Raw genomic sequence first — 24787 nt, forward strand, 5'->3', positions numbered from 1 at the left:
ATGGGAAGAGTGATGGAATTTGAGGCTAAACATGCTATAATAAAGGGAGCAGACAAGTAGCAAAGGAGAGAGTATGATACAGGTAAAACCAGAACTGGAGATAGAAAAACAACTGATCAACCAACTGGTGACTGGGGAAAGTCAATGGACTTACAGAGATGACCTTAAAACAGAAGAGCAATTATGGGAAAACTTCTTTGAAAAGCTAGCCCAGAACAATGTGGCTCTATTGGCAGATCATCCCCTGACAGAACAGGAAAAACGCCAGATAAAGAATCAACTGAACTTTGTTAGCTACTATGATGCGGCCAAGTGGTTGGTAGGCGAAAATGGCATTGCCAAGGTTGAGGTTCAAAGAGAAGATGCTAGTTTGGGGACTATCCGTTTATCCGTTATCTGGCGAGACAATATCGCAGCTGGCAAGTCCAGTTATGAGGTTGTCAACCAAGTCGAGAGAGATAAGATAAATCCTCAGGATCAAGACCGCAGGCTAGATGTAACCCTCTTGATCAATGGCCTTCCAATGATTCAGATCGAGCTTAAAAGTCCCAGAGTTGCTTTTCTGGATGCCTTTCATCAAATTAAGAAGTATGATAGGGAAGGCAAGTTCCGTGGTATTTACTCTATCTTACAGATGTTTGTTGTGACCAATAAGGTAGACACACGCTATATCGCTGCTGCCAGAGAAAATAAACTCAACAAGCAATTTCTAACCAAGTGGGTGGATAAGGACAACCAACCCATAACGAGCTTGACCAGTTTTGCCCACGAAGTCCTCTCCATCCCTCGTGCCCACCAGATGGTCATGCAGTATTCTGTCCTTGATGATAGTAAGAAGGCTCTCATCCTCTTGCGTCCCTACCAGATCCATGCTATTGAGGCTGTTCAGGAAGCTTCTCGCCGTCAGGAGTCTGGCTATGTCTGGCATACGACAGGTTCAGGGAAGACCTTGACTTCTTATAAGGTGGCGAGAAATCTCCTTCAAATCCCATCTATCCAAAAGACGATTTTTGTCGTTGACCGTAGGGACTTGGATCAACAGACCACATCATCCTTCCTCTCCTATGCGACCAATGATGTTATTGATATCGATGAGACGGATAATACACATGATTTGGTTAAGCGACTAGGAAGTAATGATAAGCGTGTGGTGGTAACGACCATCCAGAAAATCATCACCATGATGCGTAAGTTTGAACAAGGTCTTTACCAAAGAGATGCGGACAAAATCAAGGGTCTCCGAGTGGCCTTTGTCGTGGATGAATGCCACCGTGCAGTAACACCTCAAACACAAAAAGACATTAAGGCCTTTTTCCCACAGTCTCTCTGGTACGGTTTTACAGGCACACCTATCTTTAAGGAAAATAAGCGCCAGCAGGTCGGTGATCTAGCCCAAACCACCCAGCAACAGTACGGAGACCGTCTCCATGAGTATACAGTCAAGGAAGCTATCCATGATGGAGCAGTTTTAGGATTTAAGGTGGATTATCGCAATACCCTCATCACGGATAAATCCGAAAATGACATACCAGATACTGTCTACGAGGATGAGGAGCATATGCTGGAAGTCTTGGATGCCATTATCAATAAATCCCGTCAACAGCTAGGATTCCAAAAAGGAGTTGGTAAGACCTACAATGCTATCCTGACCGTTAAATCAATCCCTCAAGCTCAAGCCTACTATGACCTCCTCAAACGAGTCAAGGCTGGGGAAACGAGAGTCAAGATATCGGAAAGGGTCAAGCAGGTTCTTCCTGACTTTCCAAAGGCGACCATCACCTACTCGGTCACAGAAAACGAAGAAGACTCAAGAGCCAATCAAGATCACATGAAGCAAGTCTTAGAGGACTACAACCAAGAGTTTGATACCCACTTTACCATGGCGGATCTTCGTGGTTTTAATACGGATGTCAATAACCGTCTAGCTCGAAAGCAGGGCAAATACCTCTATCGCAAGGAACAGTTGGACTTAGTCATCGTGGTTAATCGTCTCTTAACGGGATTTGATGCGCCTTGTCTATCAACTCTCTTTATCGATCGTAAACCCATGCAACCGCAGGACTTGATTCAAGCCTTTAGTCGTACCAACCGGATCTTTGACTCCAGTAAGACCTATGGGCATATCATCACTTTCCAAAAGTCTCTAGCCTTTAAGGAAGCAGTAGATAATGCCCTCAAGCTCTATTCAAATGGTGGAGAAAACGAGGTCCTAGCCCCAAGCTGGGAAGAAGAAAAGAGGAACTTTTTACGGAGTTGCAGTGATTTCAAAAATCTTGCTACTGATGACTATGTGAATGGTTTAGATTTCGAGCAAGTCTCTACGCCTGAGTTGAGGAAACTAGCTAAAACCTATCAAGCCTTTGATAAGTACCTAGCCTCTATCCGAGTGTACAAAGAGTATGATGAGGAAGAACTTTACAGTCAGACAGGACTTGATGGAGAAAAGTTGGAAAGGTATCTGGGCCTTTATCGAAATGTCCTTGCAGAATTAAAAAGCCGAGTAGAGGATGATGACGATGGAGAGCCACTTGATATCCACTATGAACTGGAGTCTATCCAAGTGGACGAAATCAACTATGCCTATATCCTAACCTTGATTCAAAGCCTGATTGAACAAGGTCAAAGTCAAGAAAAGAACCTAAGCACTCAAGATAAGGAAGCAGTGGATAACTATATTCAGAGTCTTGAGAAGACCAATCCAAATCTTGCCCAGATCATCACTGAACTTTGGAGAGAGGTACAAGAACATCCAGAAAGCTATCGTGGTCAGTCTATCGCAAATATTTTGGATCAGATGATAGAAGCTGTCATCCAGCAACATATCCAAGTCTTTAGCAAGCGCTGGTATGTCGGCGAGGATGAACTCCGTTACTATGTCGAACACTATCATAAGGGAGCTAAAAAACAACTAGGAGAAAGCCAGCTGACCAAGAGCCAGCGCTATCAGGACTATAAGCTAGAGGTGGCGGATGCCCTTAATCCTCTCCTCTATAAAAAACAAATCAAGGAAGCCTATACCCAACTAGTGGAGGAAGTCATTGAGCCGTTGAGGGTTGGGAGGTAAGAGAACAGTGTTCGTATAATATAAATCTATGTATAACATTGGAGTTTTTATGTCATTACTTAGAAATTCATTTAATTCAATTTCAAACGATTTAACCAATCCAGTAAATAGTCAAAGTGGGAATAATATTGAAATTCTCTCTGCGGATGTACCGCAAATAACAAGAGTTGAGAAGACTTTTATAAAGACAAATTTGGTTAATATTTCAAAGGGAACAAATAGTTCATACTCGGTGGAAACAATTGCAAGAAAAATATGTTCAGCTCTTGGAAAATTTGATAAAACTACAAATTCAGTCATTGAACCAATAGATCCAAGTAGAAATTCAGGATTTGCTGCAGAGTTCTTTTTGATTTGTATTTTACTAGATAATGGATTTGAACAACATTTCTGTTATAGGAATTTAGAGGAAAATTCCCCTAAAAAAGGGTTCGATGGTTTATATGTAAAAAATGGTGAAAAATGGATTGTGGAAAGTAAATCAACACATACCAGTGATACCCATAGAACCACTATTAGACGTGCTTATAATAGTATTTCTGATCAGTTAGAAGGTAGAACAAATAATGATCCATGGGAAAATGCTGCTTCTCATGCTAAGAGTTCTAGAAACAATTTATCTTTAGTACATGAACTAGAAGAACTTAGTGAAAAGTATATGGAAGGTAAGTATGAATCGTTATCTAATTGTAATTTAATTATTGGATCTACAGTTATTGATCAAAATATTAGTGGGACTCCAAGTGATATTCAAAGAATTATTGAACTTGTTAAATCGCACGAAACTTACAATGAAAAAATAGTAACTGTTAATCTAGATAATCAGCAGATTTTTATTGATGTGATGGAGGAAATTGCAAATGGTCAGTAAATCAGATGCTGGAAAAGCTATATTGACTAAAATTAAAAATAATAAAAAAATAAGTGATAATTTAATTAATTTATTATATTTTACCAAATCTTTATCTTCTAAAGATGCTGAGTTTCTGTTCTCTGTAGCTTTATTGTTAATTGAAGAGTTTGAAAGAAAAAGAGAACGGAATATTTATTTATTAATAGAGTATGCATATTTGATTATTGCCAGAACTTGTTTTAAAATTAATGATTTTAGGGCTTTATATGATTTTTCAATTAATTATGGATATTATCCAATAGCTCGAAAAATATTATCAGATGGATTATTAGAAAATAATATTAGTGTTCAACATTTAATTTCTAACAATGAATTGGATGATTTTTCTGAAGAAGGTAAGATCAAGACTTATGAACAACATAAAGTATTTGAAGAAGTTATAGAATCTAAAAGTGAACAGCTGTTATTTGCAGCACCTACATCTTATGGTAAAAGTGAATTAATTTTTAAACATTTATCAAACAATAATGATAAATCTAAAGTTGCAATTATTGTTCCAACGAAAGCTTTAATTGATCAGACTTTTCGTGATGCAAAACAAAAGGTTCATGATCGAAAAATTTTAATTCATGATCAAAATTATAATGTTGAAAAGGATAATAGGATATTAGCTATTGTGACTCAAGAACGCGCACTTCGATTAATTGATGAAGGAATAGTTTTTGATATGATATATATTGATGAGGCTCATGAACTTTTAGATTTTAATTTTAGATTTCCGTTGGCTAATAGAAGTTTATTATTAGCAAGGTTTATAAATATTACTAGAAAACTTAATCTCCAAGTAAAACTTATATATCTTTCTCCAACAATTCAGAATTCTGAAAGTTTATTATTGGGAGACCAAGATTTAATTAATGATTATAGAATAGAGAAGAATTTAAAAATTTTAGCAATCAAGTATTTAAGTAAAGAAAATAAAGAATATATATATGACTTATATCTCAATGAATATATTCTTGTTTCTGAAAGAAATGATCCTTGGAAATATATTGTTGATACTGTAAGTAATGGTAGATTTAAAAAGAATCTACATTTTATCTTTCGTCCTAAACAAATTGAGGATTATGCTCAAGAATTATTTGATTTATCACCTGAACGCGACATTCCAGAGGAGATTAAAGAATTACAAGAGGAGTTATCTCGTATTGTTCACCCAGAATTTAAACTAATAAACTATTTATCTAAGGGAATAGTTTATCTTCATGGAGTACTACCGTTATTAATAAGAAATTATCTACTTAAATATATTAAAGAGTCAAAATTTTTAAGTAATTTTATTGCAAACTCTGTTGTTTTAGCAGGAATGAATTTGCCTATTGATAATTTGGTATATATATCAGGCTTTAATAGATCGAGTGATTTAAAAAATTTAATAGGTAGAGTTAATAGATTAAATGAGATATTTAAAAAGGAATCTTCATTATCTAGGATATTTATTCCAATTCATTTTATTGAACTCATCGACTATCCACAATATAATGGTTGCAAAATACAGAATAAAATTACATCCTTAAGAGGGGTACATAAAGATAACGTAGAAAATCCAGTTTTAAAAAATTGTAATAATGATAACGATAAAGCGACTGTTATCAGGGATTACGAGGAACATATCATTAGGGATTATCATAGCTCTGATTTTAGAATTAAGCTATCTAAATCGGGTGCTCAACAGCTTTTAAATTATACGGAAGAAGGCATAATTAAGTTACAAAAAGTGATTTCTGAAACTAACAAAATTGAAGGTTTTGATAATCTTATTCAAAAGTGTTTAGAAAAAATAAGGACTATATTTTTTGAACCATTTGTATATGAGGAATCTAAATTAGATTATAATTATTTTGAACCAACAGTTAATGTCAGTCGTTTAAGATATTTGCAGACTTGTAATTATTATAAGAAATTTTTGGAGAATTCTTACCTTCCTTTGAGTGAGAGGGTAAACTATCAATTTGATTATTGGAAACAAATTTTAAACAAAAAACGTAGAGATAAAATTAATTATTTTGTCTATGTTGGAACACAATTTGGAGAGGTTCCTTATGCAACTGATATTTATTCAGGAAATCAAAGGGTTTATATTGACTTAAGAGAACATAAAGATGATTCTAAATTTTTATATAATATTGCAATTATAAAAATTCAAAAGGATGAGGATTTTATTTCACATGAAGTAACTCTTTTGTTGAATGCGTTAAAAGAATTTAAGATTATCAATGAAAACCAATTTGATTATTTTTTGTATGGGACACAAGAACCAGAAGAAATTGCTATTTTAAAATTAGGAATTAGTAAAAATATTTATGAAAGTTTGAAAAATGAAAATCAAATTAGAAATATTGAATTTGATGAATTTGGCAATCCTAAAGCGAATATAGCACTTAAAGAATTTATAAATACGAAACAAGGAATAGAAAAATTTGAATTGGAACAGTTTTTCCTTTAATTACAGAGTAGGAGGCTACAATTGTTAAAATATATTACTCCCAGAATTAGATTTCAAGAATTTGATTCTTGGTGGGAAAAGATAAAATTAACAGATTTAGGTATATCTGTGGGGGGAACAGCCATTGAAAGCGAATTTGACCCAGATGGGAAATATAAGGTAATTAGCATTGGTTCGTATTCAGAAGAAAGCAAGTATAAGGATCAAGGAATTAGAGCGATATATAGTAAGAAGACGGAGAAAAGAATTTTAGAAAAAGATGATTTAACAATGATTTTAAATGACAAAACTAGTACAGGCAAAATTATTGGAAGAGTTCTATTAATTGATGAAGATAATAGTTATGTTTACAATCAGCGTACACAAAGAATTTGTTTAAATAAAAATAAATATGTTCCAGATTTTATTTTTCAATTACTAAATGCTGATACTAATCGTAATAAAATAGTAAGAAGTGCCCAGGGAAATACACAAATTTATGTGAATTGGTCAGATATATCAAATTTAGACTATTTAATACCCGCATCATTTGAAGAACAATTCGCCATTGGCTCTCTTTTCCGCAACATCGACGACCTTCTGGCTAGCTACAAGGACAATCTAATCAACTACCAATCTCTCAAGGCGACCATGCTCTCCAAGATGTTTCCCAAAGCTGGGCAGACTGTTCCTGAGATACGTTTGGATGGATTTGATACTGAGTGGGAATGCGTAAAGATGGCAGATATTTTCCAAATAATAGATGGAGATAGAGGTAAAAGTTATCCAGGAGAAAGTGACTTCTCTAGTTTTGGACATACCTTATTCTTAGACACTGGGAATGTAAAAAAGACAGGATTAGATTTTAGTACAACAAAATTTATTTCAGAAGAGAAAGATAAAGAATTAAGAAACGGTAAGTTAATCTCAGGAGACTTTATTCTAACTAGTAGAGGGACCCTTGGAAATGTAGCATATTATGATGAAAATATCCAAAAAAGATATAGTTCCGTTAGGATAAATTCAGCTATGCTGATTTTAAGACCTTTACTAGGTGCTAAAATAGCTCCAGAATATATTTTAGCTGTTTTACGTGGAAACTTGATTAGTAATTTTATGAAAGTAAATCAAGTTGGCTCTGCACAACCTCATATTACAAAAAAAGAGTTTTCTAAGATTAAAGTATTAGTACCTTCTAATATTCAAGAACAACAAGCCATTGGCTCCTATTTCTCAAATCTTGATAACCTCATCAACTCTTATCAAGAAAAAATTTCTCAGTTAGAAATACTGAAAAAGAAACTCTTGCAGGATATGTTTATCTAGATGATTAGTGATTACTAAGTGATAGATTTTAGCATTATATTTAAAAATTTAGAAAGAAACATTATGGAAACAACACAAACTTCCCAGTCGCTCTACCAAGCCCTGTGGAACTCAGCGGATGTTCTCCGCTCTAAGATGGATGCCAATGACTACAAGTCCTATCTCTTGGGCATGGTCTTTTATAAGTATCTGTCAGATAAGATGCTCTTTTTCGTGGCGGAGACTATGGAGGAGGGGAGTGAGAGTCTAGGGGCTGCCCTTGAGGTCTATCGCAACTACTATGAGGATGCGGATACCCACGAGGATCTTCTTGCAGTCATGAAGGACGAACTCAACTATAGTATCAAGCCTGAGTTGACCTTTACGGCTCTAGTAGCACGTGTCAATGAGGGGACTTTCCAGCTGGAAGATTTGGCTCAGGGTTTTCGTGATATTGAGCAGAGTGATGAACTCTATGAAAACCTCTTTGAAGATATTGACCTCTATTCTAAAAAGCTAGGGGCAACTCCGCAAAAGCAAAACCAAACGGTGGCGGCGGTCATGAAGGAGTTGGCTGTGCTAGATGTGGCTGGTCATGCTGGTGATATGCTGGGAGATGCTTATGAGTATCTGATTGGTCAGTTTGCGACTGACTCGGGTAAGAAAGCTGGTGAGTTCTATACACCTCAGCCTGTTGCCAAACTCATGACTCAGATTGCCTTTTTGGGTCGTGAGGACCAGTTAGGCTTTACCATCTATGATGCGACTATGGGATCTGGATCTCTCTTGCTCAATGCCAAGAAATACTCTCATAAACCGCAGACAGTGGTCTACTTTGGTCAGGAGCTCAATACCTCAACCTATAACTTGGCTCGGATGAACATGATCCTGCACGGTGTTCCTGTTGAAAATCAATTTCTCCACAATGCCGATACACTGGATGAAGACTGGCCAACTCAAGAGCCGACCAACTTTGACGGTGTTCTCATGAACCCTCCCTACTCTGCCAAATGGTCAGCAAGCTCTGGCTTTATGGCGGATCCTCGTTTCTCTCCATTTGGGAAATTAGCGCCCCAATCCAAGGCTGATTTTTCCTTTCTCTTGCATGGTTACTACCATCTCAAGCAGGATAACGGAGTCATGGCTATCGTTCTTCCTCACGGTGTTCTTTTCCGTGGCAATGCGGAAGGGACCATTCGCAAGGCCTTGTTAGAAGAAGGAGCCATTGACACGGTTATCGGTCTACCTGCTAATATCTTCTTTAACACCAGCATTCCGACCACAGTCATCATTCTCAAAAAGAACCGTACCAATCGTGATGTCTACTTTATCGATGCCTCTAAGGAGTTTGATAAGGGGAAAAATCAGAATATCATGACGGATGCTCATATCGAGAAGATTCTGGAAGCCTACAAGTCACGTGAGGAGATTGACAAGTTTGCCCATCTGGCAAGCTATGAAGAAATCGTCGAAAATGACTACAACCTCAATATCCCTCGCTATGTAGATACCTTTGAGGAAGAAGAAGTCGAACCACTGACAGATATCGTTGGCAAGATCAATACGACAAATCAAGCAATCCAAAACCAAACAGCTTCTTTACTTGAAATGCTCGGTCAACTACACGGAACTACACCAGAAGCCGATGCTGAACTCAAAAAGTTTTTGAAAGAGTTTAAAGGGTGATGGGGAAGGAAACTTGGTATATCAATTGTAGAGTATTTGAAAACTACAGTTTTGTATCCTCATTGATTAATAGATATGTTAAGGTTAAGTAGGAAATAGAATTGATTTTCAAATAATACAGAAAAAATAGAAAATAAATCAAAAAAAGTCATGTAAAATGACTTTTTTTGATATAATTAAGATGAGAAAAACTAAGGAGTCCAAAATCATGGTAAAATTAAGGAGTCTCGTTATAGAGAATATAAAGAACGTTCAGTATGGAGTGATTGATTTTCAAAATAAATCTGACTTTATCAATGTAACGGGAATTTATGGTCAGAATGGTTCTGGGAAAACAGCTGTTGTAGATGTATTTGAAGTTCTATCTGCCTTGATGAAAGGAGAGTCTATTCCACAACATACAAAAGGGATTTTTAATGCCATAGACCAAGTAGGGGAAAATGCGATTACTTTAGAATTAGAAGTCCCAGAAACATATATTATTCGATATAAAGTTGAGTTTGCTGCAAGTGAACCTACAGGCGTGCAAGATGTAATGGTTGTAAAAGAAGAACTTGCCTATAAACCTCTAGAATCTGGCTCTAGATACCGCTATTTGCTACGTTACGAATATGAAGGAAGTAACTTTGATGCTGAACAACCGCGACATACGGGATATTTAAAATCTCAAAGAAGTATTATGGGAAAGGATGCAGTTAGTGTTTTAACAAAGACAATTATTGATGATAATCGTTCCTTTATTTTTTCAAAAGAATTAGGAGGCTTTATTTATACTTCAAGTAAGCAAGATTTATCGACGCTTGTTGAAATTTATAATGTCATTCAAGACTTTTATCAAAATTTGAGAATTTTTACCCAAGAGTTATCTAGTCTGAATAGTAGTGGGGTTACTCCTATCACGATTAACTATCAGAATCGTGACTCTCATGTGAGTTATCAGGGGATTATCCCCATGTTTCTTCAAAGTGGAGGAATTTCTATAAATGAAGAACTTTATAGTGTTTATGAGAGCACGATTGACTATTTGAATGAAATTGTTCCTATTATTATCCCTGACTTGAGACTTGAAATGGAAGCAGGTGAGATAGAGATTCGAAATGATGGACAAAAAATAAGAAATGTTAGTTTTATTTCCAATCGTGCAGGTAAAAGATTCTCTTTAAAACACGAATCTGAAGGGATTCGTAAAATTATTAGTATGCTTGGTTTTTTGGTGGAAGTATATAATAAAGAGAATATTATCGCTGTTATTGATGAATTGGATGCAGGTGTATTTGAATATCTACTAGGCGAGTTGATTGAAATTTTTTCTGAAAGTGCTAAAGGACAACTAATTTTTACTTCTCATAATCTACGTGTACTAGAAAAACTTCCATCCTACAAGGTTGTGTTCTCAACTGCTTCTCCGACAAATCGTTATATCCGCTTAACGGGTATTAAGCCAAGCAATAACTTAAGAGATATTTATTTAAGAGGAATTCAGCTGGGTGGACACGAAGAAGAATTGTATCAAGGAGTTTCTAATAGTAAAATTAAACGAGCTTTGAGAAAGGCAGGTATCAAGCTTGGCGAATAAAAGTAGAAAGGTTATTCTAGTATTTGTAGAGGGAGAATCTGATGAGACTGTTGTAGGATTTATAACAGATTCATTAGTGGAACGATTGAATGATATGCATATCACACTAAAGGTGATGTATGGAGATGTCTTTTCAGATAGGAGATATTCTGCATTATCTGGAACGAAAATTGCAAGTGAAAGAATTTGCGAGGTTCTTGCTACAGAAAAATGGAAAGTAAGTGATCTACTGTTTGTTGCCTTTGTAACAGATACTGATGGCATGTTTATGAATCCAACTTCTTTAGTTGTAGATGATTCTATGGAAGTGACAGATTCGTTTCAATATGATTTACAAACTCGGAGGCTGCTATTTTCAACTCCGAAGAAGAAAATGGATATTACTGAAACGAGACAGAGAAAGTCAAGGCATGTCAATCAGTTGATTAAAGAGGGGACTTCCTTGTTGGTTAAGCGGAAGTTAGTACAAACTTGTGTGTATTATAATTCTGTTAATTTGGAACATGTTTTATTTGGAAAAATATTACCAAATCATGAAAAAATGAGTGCTGCTGATGATTTCATCGACCAGTATGATGGAAAAGGCGATGCGGGAGTAGAAGGGATTTTAGCATTTTTCCAAAGTAGATGCCCGGCAGATGATTACGAACAATCATGGCAGTTTATAAAACAAAATGAAATGACGAATGGATATTCTAATTTAGCGTTATTGTTTGACAAGATTCAGAATTATAAATAACATCCTGACAGACAGTTTGTAGTCCAATAAGTTCAATAGAATAGAGGAGGTCAGCAATCACTATGAGTAATAAAATTGTTGAATACAAAGACCTGATTGCTTTTCATCCAGGTCAGTATGTTGAAGAGTTGATTGAAGATTATAACGTAACGCAGAAAGAATTTGCCGAGCGTTTAGGAGTTTCGGAAAAGACTATCAGCAAGCTAGTTAATGCAGAGGAGTCCATTGGTAAAGAAACTGCTCACAAGTTAGCTAAGTTAAGTGGCGTTTCCATGCAAACTTGGCTCAATCTTCAAAATGCTTATGATGTAAAAGTGGCGGAGATTTTAGAGCAAAAATAATATAATGTATATGAATAATAACAACCAACGTGCCCTTTGCCAGCAACTCTGGGCGAGAAACAAATACCTCGTATTGAGCCATTCCAGCAATATTTACAATGAGATTCGTCAGTATCTCAAGAATGAAGAGGTGGAGGTGAGTCTGGTTCAAGAGATGATTGACCGTGCCTGTCAGATTCCAGAACACAAGGGTCAGGTTAGCAATGCCTCTCATCATATTTGGGGCTATTTCAAAAAGAAAGCGACAGATGCTGAGCGCAAGGACTACATACTCTTGCTAGCTCGCTACCGATTTGGTCAGGCTTCTCAGGCAGACTTGATCGCTAAGACTCGAGACTTGCTTGATCGTTATCCAAATACCTACTTGCAACATTCGACTTTACTGAAAGGAGACTCCCTTGAGACTTTGGCATGAGGCTTTGATTTTACAACTTCCCCGTCCTCAACTCTTGGGGCAGCATCGAGAGTGTTGCGCTCTTCGTGGAAATGGTTGGGGCAGAAAGCATGCAACGGTGGACTATGTCTTTACCCACTCGCCTTACCAGCTATTTGCTTACCATGATTTGATCATGAAGGAAATGGCTGACCGTGGTTACAATGTTAGTCCAGAGTGGTTGGACAAGAACTACCCGTGGCAAGATTTGTCCTTCTTATGAGGATTTACCTGAGGAGACTTTTACGAGCCCTATTTACAAGGAGCACGATGCTGTCTACTATAAGGAGTGTCTGGATAATCTACGAGAGAAGGGAATCAACTTATAGTCTTTTCTAATAACAAGTCATAGTCACTTATAAGAATTACTAATAACGCGTTTGAACCGTCTAACTAAAATACAGCTATAAAATAAGCTACACAAAGGATTTGAGGCATTTTTCTCAAGTCTTTTTCTTTTGTCTAAAATAGAGATATAGTTTCAAACTATATCAAAGCCTAATTTTTTACAATTATACAGATGATTTCTTTTCTGTTAAGATAGTTTCAACAACAAATTTTGGAGGACACATCATGTCAACTACAATCATCGGTTTCCCACGTTTGGGCGAATTCCGCGAATTAAAATTTACAACTGAAAAATACTTTAGAAAAGAAATCTCAGAAGAAGAACTCTTGGCAGCAGCAAAAGACTTGCGTGCTAAACACTGGAACATTGTCAAAGAAAAAGGCATCACTGAAATTCCATCAAATGACTTTTCTCACTATGATAACTTCCTAGATGCAGCTTTCCTTTTCAACGTGGTACCTGCTTCAGTTCAAAACTTGGACATGTCTGACCTTGAGCGCTACTTTGCTTTGGGTCGTGGTTACCAAGGAGAAAAAGGAGACGTTCGCGCCCTTCCAATGAAGAAATGGTTCAACACCAACTACCACTACATCGTTCCTAAATTTGAAAAAGACACTCAAGTCAAACTTGCAGGTCACAAGATTTTTGATGAGTTCCAAGAAGCAAAAGAACTTGGTCTCAACACTCGTCCTGTCCTTGTAGGTCCATTCACTTTCCTTCAATTGTCAGACTTTGAAGAAGGCGTGAAAGCAGAAGACTTCGTAGACAGTTTAGTTGCTGCTTACCAAGAAGTTTTTGCTAAATTGTCAGAACTTGGTGCGACTCGTATCCAATTGGATGAAGCTGCTCTTGTAAAAGATTTGACAGCTGAAGAAAAAGCTCTCTTCTTGAACCTTTACAACAAACTTTTGGCTGACAAAAAAGGTCTTGAAGTCTTGCTTCAAACTTACTTCGGTGACGTTCGTGACGTCTACGCTGACCTTGTGAAATTGCCAGTAGATGCTATCGGTCTTGATTTCGTTGAAGGTAAGAAAACTCTTGAATTGGTTAAAAGTGGCTTCCCAGCTGACAAGACTCTCTACGCAGGTATTGTCAATGGTAAAAACATCTGGCGCAACAACTACGAAAAGAGCTTGGCTATTCTTGAACAAATCCCAGCTGAAAACATTGTCTTAACAAGCTCATGCTCACTTCTTCATGTGCCATTTACAACTGCTAATGAAGAATTTGAACCAGCAATCTTGAACCACTTTGCCTTTGCAGTTGAAAAATTGGATGAGATTCGTGATTTGGATGCTATCCGCAATGGTCAAGGTGAAGAAGCACTTGCAGCTAACAAAGAACTCTTTGCGACTGAGCGTGTTGGTGAAAATGCGGAACTTCGTGCGCGTATCGCTGGCTTGACAGACGCAGACTACACTCGTTTGCCAGCCTTTGCAGAACGTGAAGCTATCCAAGAAGAAGCTTTCAAACTTCCAGCTCTTCCAACAACAACTATCGGTTCATTCCCTCAAACAAAAGAAGTTCGTGCTAAGCGTTTGGCTTACCGTAAAGGTGAATTGTCTCAAGAAGAGTACGATGCTTTCCTTGCTGAAACGATCGATGAATGGATCAAATGGCAAGAAGATATTGACTTTGATGTCCTTGTTCACGGTGAGTTCGAGCGTAATGACATGGTTGAGTACTTCGGTCAAAACTTGTCAGGTTACCTCTTCTCTAAAAATGGTTGGGTACAATCATACGGTATGCGTGGAGTTAAACCACCAATCATCTGGGGTGATGTCACTCGTCTTAACCCTATCACTGTTAAATGGTCTAGCTATGCACAAAGCCGTACAAACAAACCTGTTAAAGGTATGTTGACTGGACCTGTTACCATCCTCAACTGGTCATTCCCACGTGAAGACATCTCTATCAAGGATTCTACTCTTCAAATCGCCCTTGCCATCAAGGATGAAGTGCTTGACCTTGAAGCTGCTGGTGTGAAAATCATCCAAATCGATGAGGCTGCTCTTCGTGAAAAATTGCCACTCCGTCGTAGCGACTGGTATGAAGACTACCTTGACTGGGCAATTCCTGCCTTCCGCTTGGTACACTCAACAGTAGCGCCAGATACACAAATCCACACTCACATGTGTTACTCAGAATTTACAGATATCATTCCAGCTATCGACAACTTGGATGCGGACGTTATCTCATTTGAGGCTAGCCGTTCGAACCTTGAAATCTTGGACGAACTCAAAGCGAAAAACTTCCAAACAGAAGTAGGACCTGGAGTTTACGATATCCACTCACCTCGTGTGCCAAATGAAGGCGAAATCGACAATACAATCGAAGCCATCCTTGCTAAAGTGCCAAGCAAGAAAGTTTGGATCAACCCTGACTGTGGTTTGAAAACACGTGGTATTCCAGAAACAAAAGAAAGCTTGATCCGCCTTGTGGAAGCAGCTAAAGCTGCGCGTGAGAAATTGTAAGATAAGATTTCTCTAAAAGCGCTGTTTGGTCAATCTGCCTGTTTCACTTGGATTCTAAGAGTCAAGCTAACAAAAAAATCAACTAGAAAAGGATAATGACTATGTCACGCCAAACACCGTCACTCTCATTTGAAGTGTTCCCCCCAAACCCAGCCGTGGGTAATGATAACATTATTTCTGCTCTTCAAGATATGCAGGAGTTGGCTCCTCACTTTATCAGTGTAACTGCCAGCAATAATAAATTTAATATCAAGGAAACGACGGTTCGTTTGGCTGACTTTATCCAAAATGACTTGGCGATTCCGACTATTGCCCACTTGCCAGCTATCTATTTGACCAAGGACAAGGTTGCTGAAACTATTGCAGACTTGGACAAGGTTGGGGTGCAGAAAATCTTGGCTCTTCGTGGGGATATTATTCCTGATGTGGAACCACAAAAGGATTTCCGCTATGCAACTGACTTAATTGAGTTCATCAAGGAGCAAGCTCCTCACTTTGATATTGTTGGTGCTTGTTATCCAGAAGGTCATCCAGATTCACCAAATCAGATTTCAGATATTCAAAATCTTAAGAAGAAAGTGGATGCAGGCTGTTCGAGCCTTGTAACTCAGCTTTTCTTTGACAATGAGCGCTTCTATGATTTCCAAGACAAGTGCATCTTGGCTGGGATTGATGTTCCTATTCATGCAGGGATTATGCCAATTCTGAATCGAAATCAGGCTCTCCGCCTCTTGAAGACTTGTGAGAATATCCATCTTCCACGCAAATTTAAAGCCATCTTAGACAAGTATGAGCATGACCCTGAGTCGCTCAGAGCAGCAGGACTTGCCTATGCAGTGGACCAAATCGTGGACTTGGTAACTCAGGATGTTGCCGGTGTGCATCTCTACACCATGAACAATGCAGATACAGCAAAATACATCCACCAAGCAACCCATGCCTTGTTTAATCACCAGTCCTTAGGATAATAAAAAGAAAACCATTCTTCTCAGGTGAGGGGAATGGTTCCTTTTTAATGGTAAAGACCGCACTTTTTAAGAAAAATATGATAAAATAGACTCTGTACGTACTTGATACAAAGATGAGGGTATTGAAGTTATAGAAGTTTTTTATTAAAACCTGATAATAGGTGTCTATAAAAAATACGAACAGAGTGAGTATTTAAAAGATATTTCACGCTATCGTGGTATCCTAGAGAATAACTCTGTTATTTTCTAGGACGGAATTTTTTAGAGTAAAATAGTTCGGGGAACTATTTTAGCCTGAGCATAGAAATGAAAAGGCGAAGTAATTAAAAATTACCATTGAAATTCCATTGGATTTCTAAAATCATCCACTGGATAATTTTACCCCCCGTCCGCACTATTTCAGGGAAATATCAAAAAGATACTTAATTGAATTTTGGCCTCATTTCTTAGGAAAAAAGATAAGCTTCCTAGCACTCGTCGAGTGCGGCGTCACCTTCCTATTTTTCTACAGAAATGTTCGGCAAGCCGAATCGTCCAAAATATCTTGTGTAATTGAACCCGGCCGAAAAGCTGTGTAAAAAAGATAAACTGTCTTGTCTTCATCGAAGACTTCGTCAGTTTCCTATTTTTACTTTGCTTTTGACGTCCTTGGTATCTTGAGAATTGAACACGCCTACAACTCTTTGGAAAAAGATAAATCTGCCTAGGAGCAGTCGCTCCGTCGTCCGATTTCCTATTTTCCTTTGAGTTGCTTAACGGTTTTGTATCTTGATCTTTGTAGGCAAGACGTATAATATTATCAATCCAAAGGGGATTAAAATGACAAAACAAGTGTTTCAAACGACTTTTGCGGGTCGTGAGTTGATTGTAGAGACTGGCCAGGTTGCTAAGCAGGCAAATGGCTCTGTTGTTGTACGTTACGGTGAGTCAACTGTCTTGACTGTGGCCGTGATGTCTAAGAAGATGGCAACTGGGGATTTCTTCCCACTTCAAGTCAACTACGAAGAAAAAATGTATGCGGCTGGGAAGTTTCCTGGTGGCTTTATGAAGCGTGAAGGACGTCCTTCAACAGATGCGACTTTGACAGCGCGTTTGATTGACCGTCCAATCCGTCCAATGTTTGCGGAAGGTTTCCGTAATGAAGTGCAAGTGATTAACACAGTGCTTTCTTATGATGAAAATGCTTCTGCACCAATGGCTGCTATGTTTGGTTCATCCTTGGCACTTTCTATCTCAGATATTCCATTTGACGGACCAATCGCTGGGGTACAAGTAGGTTATGTGGATGGTCAAATCATCATCAACCCTAGTCAAGAACAAGCAGAGCAATCACTCCTTGAATTGACAGTAGCTGGTACCAAACACGCCATCAACATGGTAGAGTCTGGTGCCAAAGAATTGTCAGAAGAAATCATGTTGGAAGCCCTTCTTAAAGGGCACGAAGCAGTCAAAGAATTGATTGCTTTCCAAGAAGAAATCGTTGCTGCTGTCGGTAAGGAAAAAGCAGAAGTAGAATTGCTTCATGTGGATGCTGAATTACAGGCTGAAATCATCGCAGCCTACAACAGCGACCTCCAAAAAGCTGTCCAAGTAGAAGAAAAATTGGCTCGTGAAGCTGCAACTCAAGCGGTTAAAGACCAAGTGACTGCTGTTTACGAAGAAAAATATGCAGATCACGAAGAATTTGACCGTATCATGCGTGATGTGGCTGAAATATTGGAACAAATGGAACATGCTGAAGTGCGCCGTTTGATCACAGAAGACAAGGTGCGTCCTGACGGTCGTAAGGTCGATGAAATTCGTCCTTTGGATGCGGTTGTTGACTTCCTTCCTCGTGTGCACGGTTCAGGTCTCTTCACTCGTGGGCAAACTCAGGCTCTTTCAGTCTTGACCTTGGCACCGATGGGGGAAACTCAAATCATTGATGGTTTGGATCCAGAGTACAAGAAACGCTTTATGCACCACTATAACTTCCCTCAATACTCTGTAGGGGAAACTGGTCGTTACGGTGCGCCAGGTCGTCGTGAAATTGGTCACGGTGCTCTCGGTGAGCGTGCCCTTGCTCAAGTCTTGCCAAGTTTGGAGGAATTCCCATACGCGATTCGCTTGGTTGCGGAGGTCTTGGAATCAAATGGTTCTTCTTCTCAAGCATCTATCTGTGCAGGAACGCTTGCCCTTATGGCTGGTGGTGTGCCAATCAAGGCGCCAGTAGCTGGTATTGCTATGGGACTTATCTCAGATGGTAACAACTACACAGTATTGACAGATATTCAAGGTTTGGAAGACCACTTTGGAGATATGGACTTCAAGGTTGCAGGTACTCGTGACGGGATTACAGCCCTTCAAATGGATATCAAGATTCAAGGAATCACTGCAGAAATCTTGACTGAGGCTCTTGCCCAAGCCAAGAAAGCGCGTTTTGAAATCCTTGATGTGATTGAAGCAACTATTCCAGAAGTTCGTCCAGAATTGGCTCCAACTGCTCCGAAAATTGATACCATCAAGATTGATGTGGACAAGATTAAGATTGTCATCGGTAAAGGTGGAGAAACCATTGATAAGATTATCGCTGAAACAGGCGTTAAGATTGATATCGACGAAGAAGGAAATGTATCTATCTACTCTAGTGATCAAGATGCTATTAACCGTGCCAAGGAAATTATTGCTGGTTTGGTTCGTGAAGCCAAGGTGGATGAAGTTTACCGTGCTAAAGTCGTTCGTATCGAGAAATTTGGTGCCTTTGTTAACCTCTTTGATAAGACAGATGCCCTTGTTCATATCTCTGAGATGGCTTGGACGCGTACCAATAATGTCGAAGACTTGGTAGCAATCGGGGATGAAGTTGATGTTAAGGTTATCAAGATTGATGAAAAAGGACGTGTGGATGCTTCTATGAAAGCTCTTCTTCCTCGTCCTCCAAAACCTGAACGTGATGAAAAAGGCGAAAAGTCTGAGAAACCTCACCGCCCACGTCATCACAAGGATCACAAACCTAAGAAAGAATTTACAGAAACACCAAAAGATTCAGAATAAGAAAAGGAGAAATGTATGGGATGGTGGCGCGAAACCATTGATATCGTAAAAGAAAATGATCCAGCGGCCCGCACCACTTTGGAGGTTTTGCTGACTTATCCAGGTGTCAAGGCCTTGGCGGCCCACCGTATCTCCCATTTTCTCTGGAAGCATGGCTTCAAACTCCTGGCTCGTATGCACAGCCAGTTTTGGCGCTTTTGGACTCAGATTGAGATTCATCCAGGTGCCCAGATTGATTCAGGTGTCTTTATTGACCATGGTTCTGGCTTGGTGATTGGGGAGACAGCGATCGTTGAAAAAGGCGTTCTCCTTTATCACGGGGTGACTCTTGGTGGGACTGGTAAGGATGTTGGCAAACGCCATCCGACGGTTCGTAAGGGAGCTCTCATATCAGCCCATGCCCAAGTTATCGGACCAGTAGAAATCGGTGAAAATGCCAAGGTCGGTGCAGCAGCAGTCGTTGTGGCAGACGTACCTAGCGATGTGACAGTTGTCGGTATTCCTGCTAAGATTGTCCGTGTTCATGGTAAGAAGGATGAGCCGGTCATTCATGAAGTCGAAGAAAAACGAGAGTACTACGTCAATAAACTCGAGCAGGCTAAAGAAGCCAGCCACAGATCGTCGGGGTTGTAGAGGATAGCTATATGATTCAAGCAAGAAACAAGTTAAGCCAAGAGGAGCTATCTGAGGCGAAAAAACTAATTAACTGTTGCCAAAACTATGACGGTACCTATCGTGATCCCTATCTCTCTAACATGCTTAATTTTGACCCAAACATGCCCGCCTTTTTCCTTTATTATGAAAAAGGCGAACTTGTTGGTTTATTAACTGTCTATGCAGATGACCAAGATGTGGAAGTGACGATACTGGTTCATCCAGATCATCGCCGTCAGGGAATTGCGCGGGCATTGTTTACTAGTTTTGAGAGAGAAACAGCTTCTTTCTCTATTTGTTCAGTCACTTTTCAGACAGAGCGTGTTTTTCTAGACCGCCATCCTGATTTTGTTAGCAACTGGGGATTGGTCGAGGATGAAGAGACAGAAACTTGGTTAGGTAAGGATAGAAAACCTTATCCGTTAGCAAATGTTTCCAATCTTGAAGTTTTGTTAGCAGATAGTTCGTATCAGGATCAAATTAGTCAGTTAAAATTTCAGGCATTCTCAGAAGAGCATGAATCTAGAGAGATTGTGGATAGATATGTCGCTGAAGCTCTGAAGGATCCAGAAAGTCGCTTATATATTTTGTTAAAAGACGGTCAGATTATTGGAACTTGCACGGTAGATTTATCGACTAATACGAATTACTTCTACGGTTTAGCAATATCAGAACTTGAACGTGGGAAAGGCTATGGAAGCTATTTAGCAAAATCCCTTGTCAACCAACTAATTGAGCAAAATGACAAGGAATTTCAGATTGCAGTAGAGGACAGCAATGTAGGTGCCAAGCGCTTGTATGAAAAAATTGGCTTTGTCAAACAGACCCAGGTGGTTTATCTGAATGAGAAAGGAGCAAGGGATTCCGAAGTGTAGGGACATTCGGACTGAAATTCAATTGAACTCTTAGTGATGAAACTAACTGTTCTCGAATTTTAGTTTTCCTGACTATTATTTTATGATTAAAATTTACGACACCATGTCTCGTGATTTGCGAGAATTTGTCCCGATTGAGGACGGCAAGGTCAAGATGTATGTTTGTGGGCCAACCGTGTACAACTATATCCACGTGGGAAATGCTCGTTCGACGGTAGCTTTTGATACCATTCGTCGCTATTTTGAGTACCGTGGGTATGAGGTTGTCTATATTTCCAATTTTACAGATGTAGATGATAAGATTATCAACCGTGCCAAGGAAGAGGGCATCACGCCTCAGGAGGTTGCGGACAAGTACATCGCTGCCTTTCGTGAGGATGTGACAGCCTTGGGCGTCAAACCTGCGACCCGCAATCCGCGTGTGGTGGAGTTTATGGCTGACATCATCCGCTTTGTGGAAGATTTGATTGAAAAAGGCTTTGCCTACGAGAGTCAAGGAGATGTCTATTTCCGTGTGGAAAAATCTCACAACTATGCCAAATTGGCTAATAAAACCTTGGAAGATTTGGAGCTGGGTGCTTCAGGTCGTACCGATGAAGAAACAGCTCGTAAGGAAAATCCTGTAGACTTTGCCCTCTGGAAATCTGCCAAATCAGGCGAGATTTCTTGGGACAGTCCTTGGGGACCTGGTCGTCCGGGCTGGCACATCGAGTGTTCAGTCATGTCGACAGAGATTTTGGGCGACACCATTGATATTCACGGTGGTGGAGCTGACCTAGAGTTTCCTCACCATACCAATGAAATTGCCCAGTCAGAAGCCAAAACAGGTAAGACCTTTGCCAACTACTGGATGCACAATGGCTTTGTCAATATCGACAATGTCAAGATGTCCAAATCCTTGGGCAACTTTATCACAGTGCACGATGCCCTCAAAACGCTCGATGGGCAAGTGCTTCGTTTCTTCTTTGCGACTCAACATTACCGCAAGCCTATCAACTTTACGGAAAAGGCAGTGCGAGACGCCGAGACCAATCTCAAGTATCTAAAGAACACTTACGAACAACCATTTTCTGGGACTGTAGATGCCCAAGACTTGCAAGCCTTTAAAGACAAGTTTGTAGCAGCTATGGATGAGGATTTCAACTCTGCCAACGGTATTACAGTAGTCTTTGAAATGGCCAAGTGGATCAATTCTGGCAACTATGATACAAGTGTTAAGGAAGCTCTTGCGGCTATGTTAGGGGTCTTTGGAATTGTCTTTATTGAGGAAGTTTTGGATGCAGAGATTGAAGACTTGATCCAAAAACGCCAAGAAGCGCGTGCCAATCGTGACTTTGCTACAGCGGACCAGATCCGTGACCAATTGGCTGCTCAAGGGATTAAGCTCCTTGACACCAAAGATGGAGTGAGGTGGACACGTGATTGATGTCAATCTCATTAACGGGATTGCGTTAGCTTTTGAGGGGGACGCGGTGTATTCTATGTATATTCGCCGTCACCTCATCCTCAAAGGCATGACCAAACCCAATAAACTCCATCAAGAAGCGACCAAGTATGTCTCAGCCAAGGCTCAGGCACACTTGATTTCCCTCATGTTGGAGGAGCAAGTCCTGACGGAAAAAGAAGAAGAAATCTACAAACGTGGTCGCAATACCAATAGCCACACAAAGGCTAAAAATGCTGATGTGGTGACTTACCGTATGTCCACAGGTTTTGAAGCCGTGATGGGCTATCTCCATATGACAGAAAATTTGGAACGTCTTGAGAGCTTGATTTCTTGGTGCATCCAAAAAGTGGAGGACTAGGATATGATGGCAAAAGAACTACAAGACTGGTTTCCTGAGGCTCAGATTTCAGACCAACCAGTAGAGAAAGAGGGTTACTTAACTCTTCCTGTAGCTTCTCAGCAGTGGATTTTGCTGGAGGAAACTGGGCTCAGTGAGCGTGAAAAGCAGTTGATTTCACTTTTGACCCAGCAGGAGCAGGCTCGTTCGCTCAATCCTTGGTATTCCTATCTGATTGAGGGGAAGGGACAGGTACCACAAGCTTTTAAAAAGATTCAGTTAGTTTATTGTCATCTTTCCTATTTTCAGCAGGAAAATCTAGCTTCTTGGCTGGATATGATGCGGACCCTTTTTCCTAACTGTCAGGCGGTGATTCAGGTCGGAGCTCAGGATTATGTTTTCGTGCTTCAACAAGACAAATACACTTCTGTACGAGCTATTTTAAGTGATACGATTGAAGCGGTTGAGTATGACTTTGGACTGCGTCTCTCTATCATGTTAGGTCAAGTTTGGCCTCAGACGGGCCATCAAGCTCTATCAGACTTAATCAAAGCGGAGCGGGATTTGTTTAAGACTTGGTGGCGTCAGGGCCACCAAGGTGTTCATGCTTTTTCTCAGCTCTATCTTTGGAGTATGGGAGAAAGGCTTGTGGATTTGAGAGTAATCAAGGAATGTCTCCATCAGATGATTTTGGATCAAGACCAGATTCAGGAAATCATTCTCTCGCTTTGGGAAAATAGTGCTGTTCTCACTAAAACAGCCCAGCAACTCTATTTGCACCGCAATTCTCTCCAATACAAGATTGATAAATGGGAAGAGTTGACAGGCCTTCAGTTGAAGGAATTGACAGACCTGACTCTGTGTTATCAATTGATTTTACCAGATATTCTCTAAAGTTCTGTGCAAGTTGCACAGAACTTTTTTATTTTTTTGGTCACCTTGCCATAGAAAAGTAAAGCGTTTTCATCTATAATAAAACTATCAAAAGACAAAAGGAGTTCACCTCATGGTAGAATTGAATCTTAAAAACATTTACAAAAAATATCCAAACAGCGAACACTATTCAGTTGAAGACTTCAACTTGGACATCAAAGACAAAGAATTTATCGTTTTCGTAGGTCCTTCAGGATGTGGTAAATCAACTACTCTTCGTATGATTGCTGGTCTTGAAGACATCACAGAAGGTACTGCATCTATCGATGGCGTGGTTGTCAACGACGTAGCTCCAAAAGACCGTGACATCGCCATGGTATTCCAAAACTACGCTCTTTACCCACACATGACTGTATACGATAACATGGCTTTCGGTTTGAAATTGCGTAAATACAGCAAAGAAGACATCGACAAACGTGTACAAGAAGCAGCAGAAATTCTTGGTTTGAAAGAATTTTTGGATCGTAAACCAGCTGACCTTTCAGGTGGTCAACGTCAACGTGTTGCCATGGGTCGTGCGATCGTCCGTGATGCAAAAGTATTCTTGATGGACGAACCTTTGTCAAACTTGGATGCGAAACTTCGTGTATCCATGCGTGCTGAAATCGCTAAAATCCACCGTCGTATCGGAGCTACAACTATCTACGTAACTCACGACCAAACAGAAGCGATGACACTTGCAGACCGTATCGTTATCATGTCAGCAACTAAAAACCCTGCTGGTACTGGTACTATCGGACGTGTTGAACAAATCGGTACTCCTCAAGAAGTTTACAAAAACCCAGTTAACAAATTCGTAGCAGGATTCATCGGAAGCCCAGCTATGAACTTCATCAACGTAAAATTGATCGGTGACCACATCGTTGGTGACGCCTTTAACTTGAAAGTTCCAGAAGGTGCTTTGAAAGTTCTTCGCGATAAAGGATACGAAGGTAAAGAGTTGATCTTCGGTATCCGTCCAGAAGACGTGAACGCAGAACCTGCTTTCCTTGAAACATTCCCAGAATCAGTTGTGAAAGCAACTATCTCTGTATCAGAATTGCTTGGTTCAGAATCTCACCTATACTGCCAAGTTGGTAAAGATGAATTCGTTGCTAAGGTTGACGCACGTGACTACTTGCAAGCTGGTGCAACTGTGGAACTTGGATTTGACTTGAACAAAGCTCACTTCTTTGACGTAGAAACTGAAAAGACAGTTTACTAATACCTACTGACACTGTAGAGACTGATACGAT

Annotated in this window: 17 protein-coding genes and 2 pseudogenes; all 19 read left to right on the forward strand. The window is 39.5% G+C overall.

Translation table 11 applies throughout. From position 1 onward, the window contains the following. Positions 1-73 precede the first annotated feature (73 nt). A complete protein-coding gene (locus ACAM22_RS02290) occupies positions 74-3064 on the forward strand; it encodes a type I restriction endonuclease subunit R (protein WP_369606887.1) in 2991 nt (996 codons plus the stop codon). 49 nt (positions 3065-3113) lie between these two features. Beyond that, positions 3114-3935, forward strand: a complete 822-nt coding sequence (locus ACAM22_RS02295; protein WP_261050513.1) for a hypothetical protein — start codon at positions 3114-3116, stop codon at positions 3933-3935. After that, a complete protein-coding gene (locus ACAM22_RS02300) occupies positions 3925-6423 on the forward strand; it encodes a DEAD/DEAH box helicase (RefSeq protein WP_261050512.1) in 2499 nt (832 codons plus the stop codon). The genes ACAM22_RS02295 and ACAM22_RS02300 overlap by 11 nt, the downstream gene beginning before the upstream one ends. Before the next feature lie 21 nt (positions 6424-6444). After that, positions 6445-7728 (forward strand): restriction endonuclease subunit S, encoded by a 1284-nt coding sequence (locus ACAM22_RS02305; RefSeq protein WP_261050509.1) that lies wholly within the window; start codon positions 6445-6447, stop codon positions 7726-7728. A gap of 63 nt (positions 7729-7791) precedes the next feature. Next, on the forward strand, positions 7792-9393 hold the full coding sequence (locus ACAM22_RS02310; RefSeq protein WP_261050508.1) for a type I restriction-modification system subunit M: 1602 nt from the start codon (positions 7792-7794) through the stop codon (positions 9391-9393). A 208-nt stretch (positions 9394-9601) separates the two neighbouring features. Next, a complete protein-coding gene (locus tag ACAM22_RS02315) occupies positions 9602-10969 on the forward strand; it encodes an AAA family ATPase (protein WP_261050506.1) in 1368 nt (455 codons plus the stop codon). Continuing rightward, positions 10959-11708 (forward strand): hypothetical protein, encoded by a 750-nt coding sequence (locus tag ACAM22_RS02320; RefSeq protein WP_369606888.1) that lies wholly within the window; start codon positions 10959-10961, stop codon positions 11706-11708. Before ACAM22_RS02315 ends, ACAM22_RS02320 begins: the two co-directional genes overlap by 11 nt. Before the next feature lie 62 nt (positions 11709-11770). Beyond that, positions 11771-12046, forward strand: a pseudogene (locus ACAM22_RS02325) (HigA family addiction module antitoxin); the annotation flags it as partial. A 13-nt stretch (positions 12047-12059) separates the two neighbouring features. Beyond that, positions 12060-12464 (forward strand): YbgA family protein, encoded by a 405-nt coding sequence (locus ACAM22_RS02330; protein ID WP_261050503.1) that lies wholly within the window; start codon positions 12060-12062, stop codon positions 12462-12464. Continuing rightward, positions 12448-12811: pseudogene (locus tag ACAM22_RS02335) on the forward strand (TIGR02328 family protein). Before ACAM22_RS02330 ends, ACAM22_RS02335 begins: the two are co-directional and overlap by 17 nt. Before the next feature lie 244 nt (positions 12812-13055). Continuing rightward, positions 13056-15305: a 5-methyltetrahydropteroyltriglutamate--homocysteine S-methyltransferase gene (gene metE / locus ACAM22_RS02340; protein ID WP_369606889.1), complete on the forward strand. Its 2250-nt coding sequence runs from the start codon at positions 13056-13058 to the stop codon at positions 15303-15305. Between the two features lie 101 nt (positions 15306-15406). Then, the gene (gene metF / locus ACAM22_RS02345) at positions 15407-16273 is read left to right on the forward strand and encodes a methylenetetrahydrofolate reductase [NAD(P)H] (RefSeq protein WP_000089966.1); all 867 of its coding nucleotides are present in this window, start codon (positions 15407-15409) and stop codon (positions 16271-16273) included. A gap of 819 nt (positions 16274-17092) precedes the next feature. Continuing rightward, positions 17093-19306, forward strand: a complete 2214-nt coding sequence (gene pnp, locus ACAM22_RS02350; RefSeq protein WP_261050499.1) for a polyribonucleotide nucleotidyltransferase — start codon at positions 17093-17095, stop codon at positions 19304-19306. A gap of 15 nt (positions 19307-19321) precedes the next feature. Then, positions 19322-19939: a serine O-acetyltransferase gene (gene cysE / locus ACAM22_RS02355; protein ID WP_261050498.1), complete on the forward strand. Its 618-nt coding sequence runs from the start codon at positions 19322-19324 to the stop codon at positions 19937-19939. 11 nt (positions 19940-19950) lie between these two features. Continuing rightward, on the forward strand, positions 19951-20835 hold the full coding sequence (locus ACAM22_RS02360; RefSeq protein ID WP_369606890.1) for a GNAT family N-acetyltransferase: 885 nt from the start codon (positions 19951-19953) through the stop codon (positions 20833-20835). Between the two features lie 82 nt (positions 20836-20917). Then, positions 20918-22261: a cysteine--tRNA ligase gene (gene cysS, locus ACAM22_RS02365; RefSeq protein ID WP_369606891.1), complete on the forward strand. Its 1344-nt coding sequence runs from the start codon at positions 20918-20920 to the stop codon at positions 22259-22261. Next, positions 22254-22640 carry a Mini-ribonuclease 3 gene (locus ACAM22_RS02370; protein WP_049540908.1) on the forward strand — a complete coding sequence of 129 codons (387 nt, stop codon included), beginning with the start codon at positions 22254-22256 and terminating at the stop codon, positions 22638-22640. Before cysS ends, ACAM22_RS02370 begins: the two co-directional genes overlap by 8 nt. 3 nt (positions 22641-22643) lie before the next feature. Next, the gene (locus tag ACAM22_RS02375; RefSeq protein WP_369606892.1) at positions 22644-23513 is read left to right on the forward strand and encodes a helix-turn-helix domain-containing protein; all 870 of its coding nucleotides are present in this window, start codon (positions 22644-22646) and stop codon (positions 23511-23513) included. Between the two features lie 112 nt (positions 23514-23625). Continuing rightward, positions 23626-24756 carry an ABC transporter ATP-binding protein gene (locus ACAM22_RS02380; protein ID WP_004251267.1) on the forward strand — a complete coding sequence of 377 codons (1131 nt, stop codon included), beginning with the start codon at positions 23626-23628 and terminating at the stop codon, positions 24754-24756. Positions 24757-24787 lie beyond the last annotated feature (31 nt).

Origin of the sequence: Streptococcus sp. SN-1, from assembly GCF_041154385.1 — a bacterium.
GTDB lineage: Bacteria > Bacillota > Bacilli > Lactobacillales > Streptococcaceae > Streptococcus > Streptococcus mitis_CT.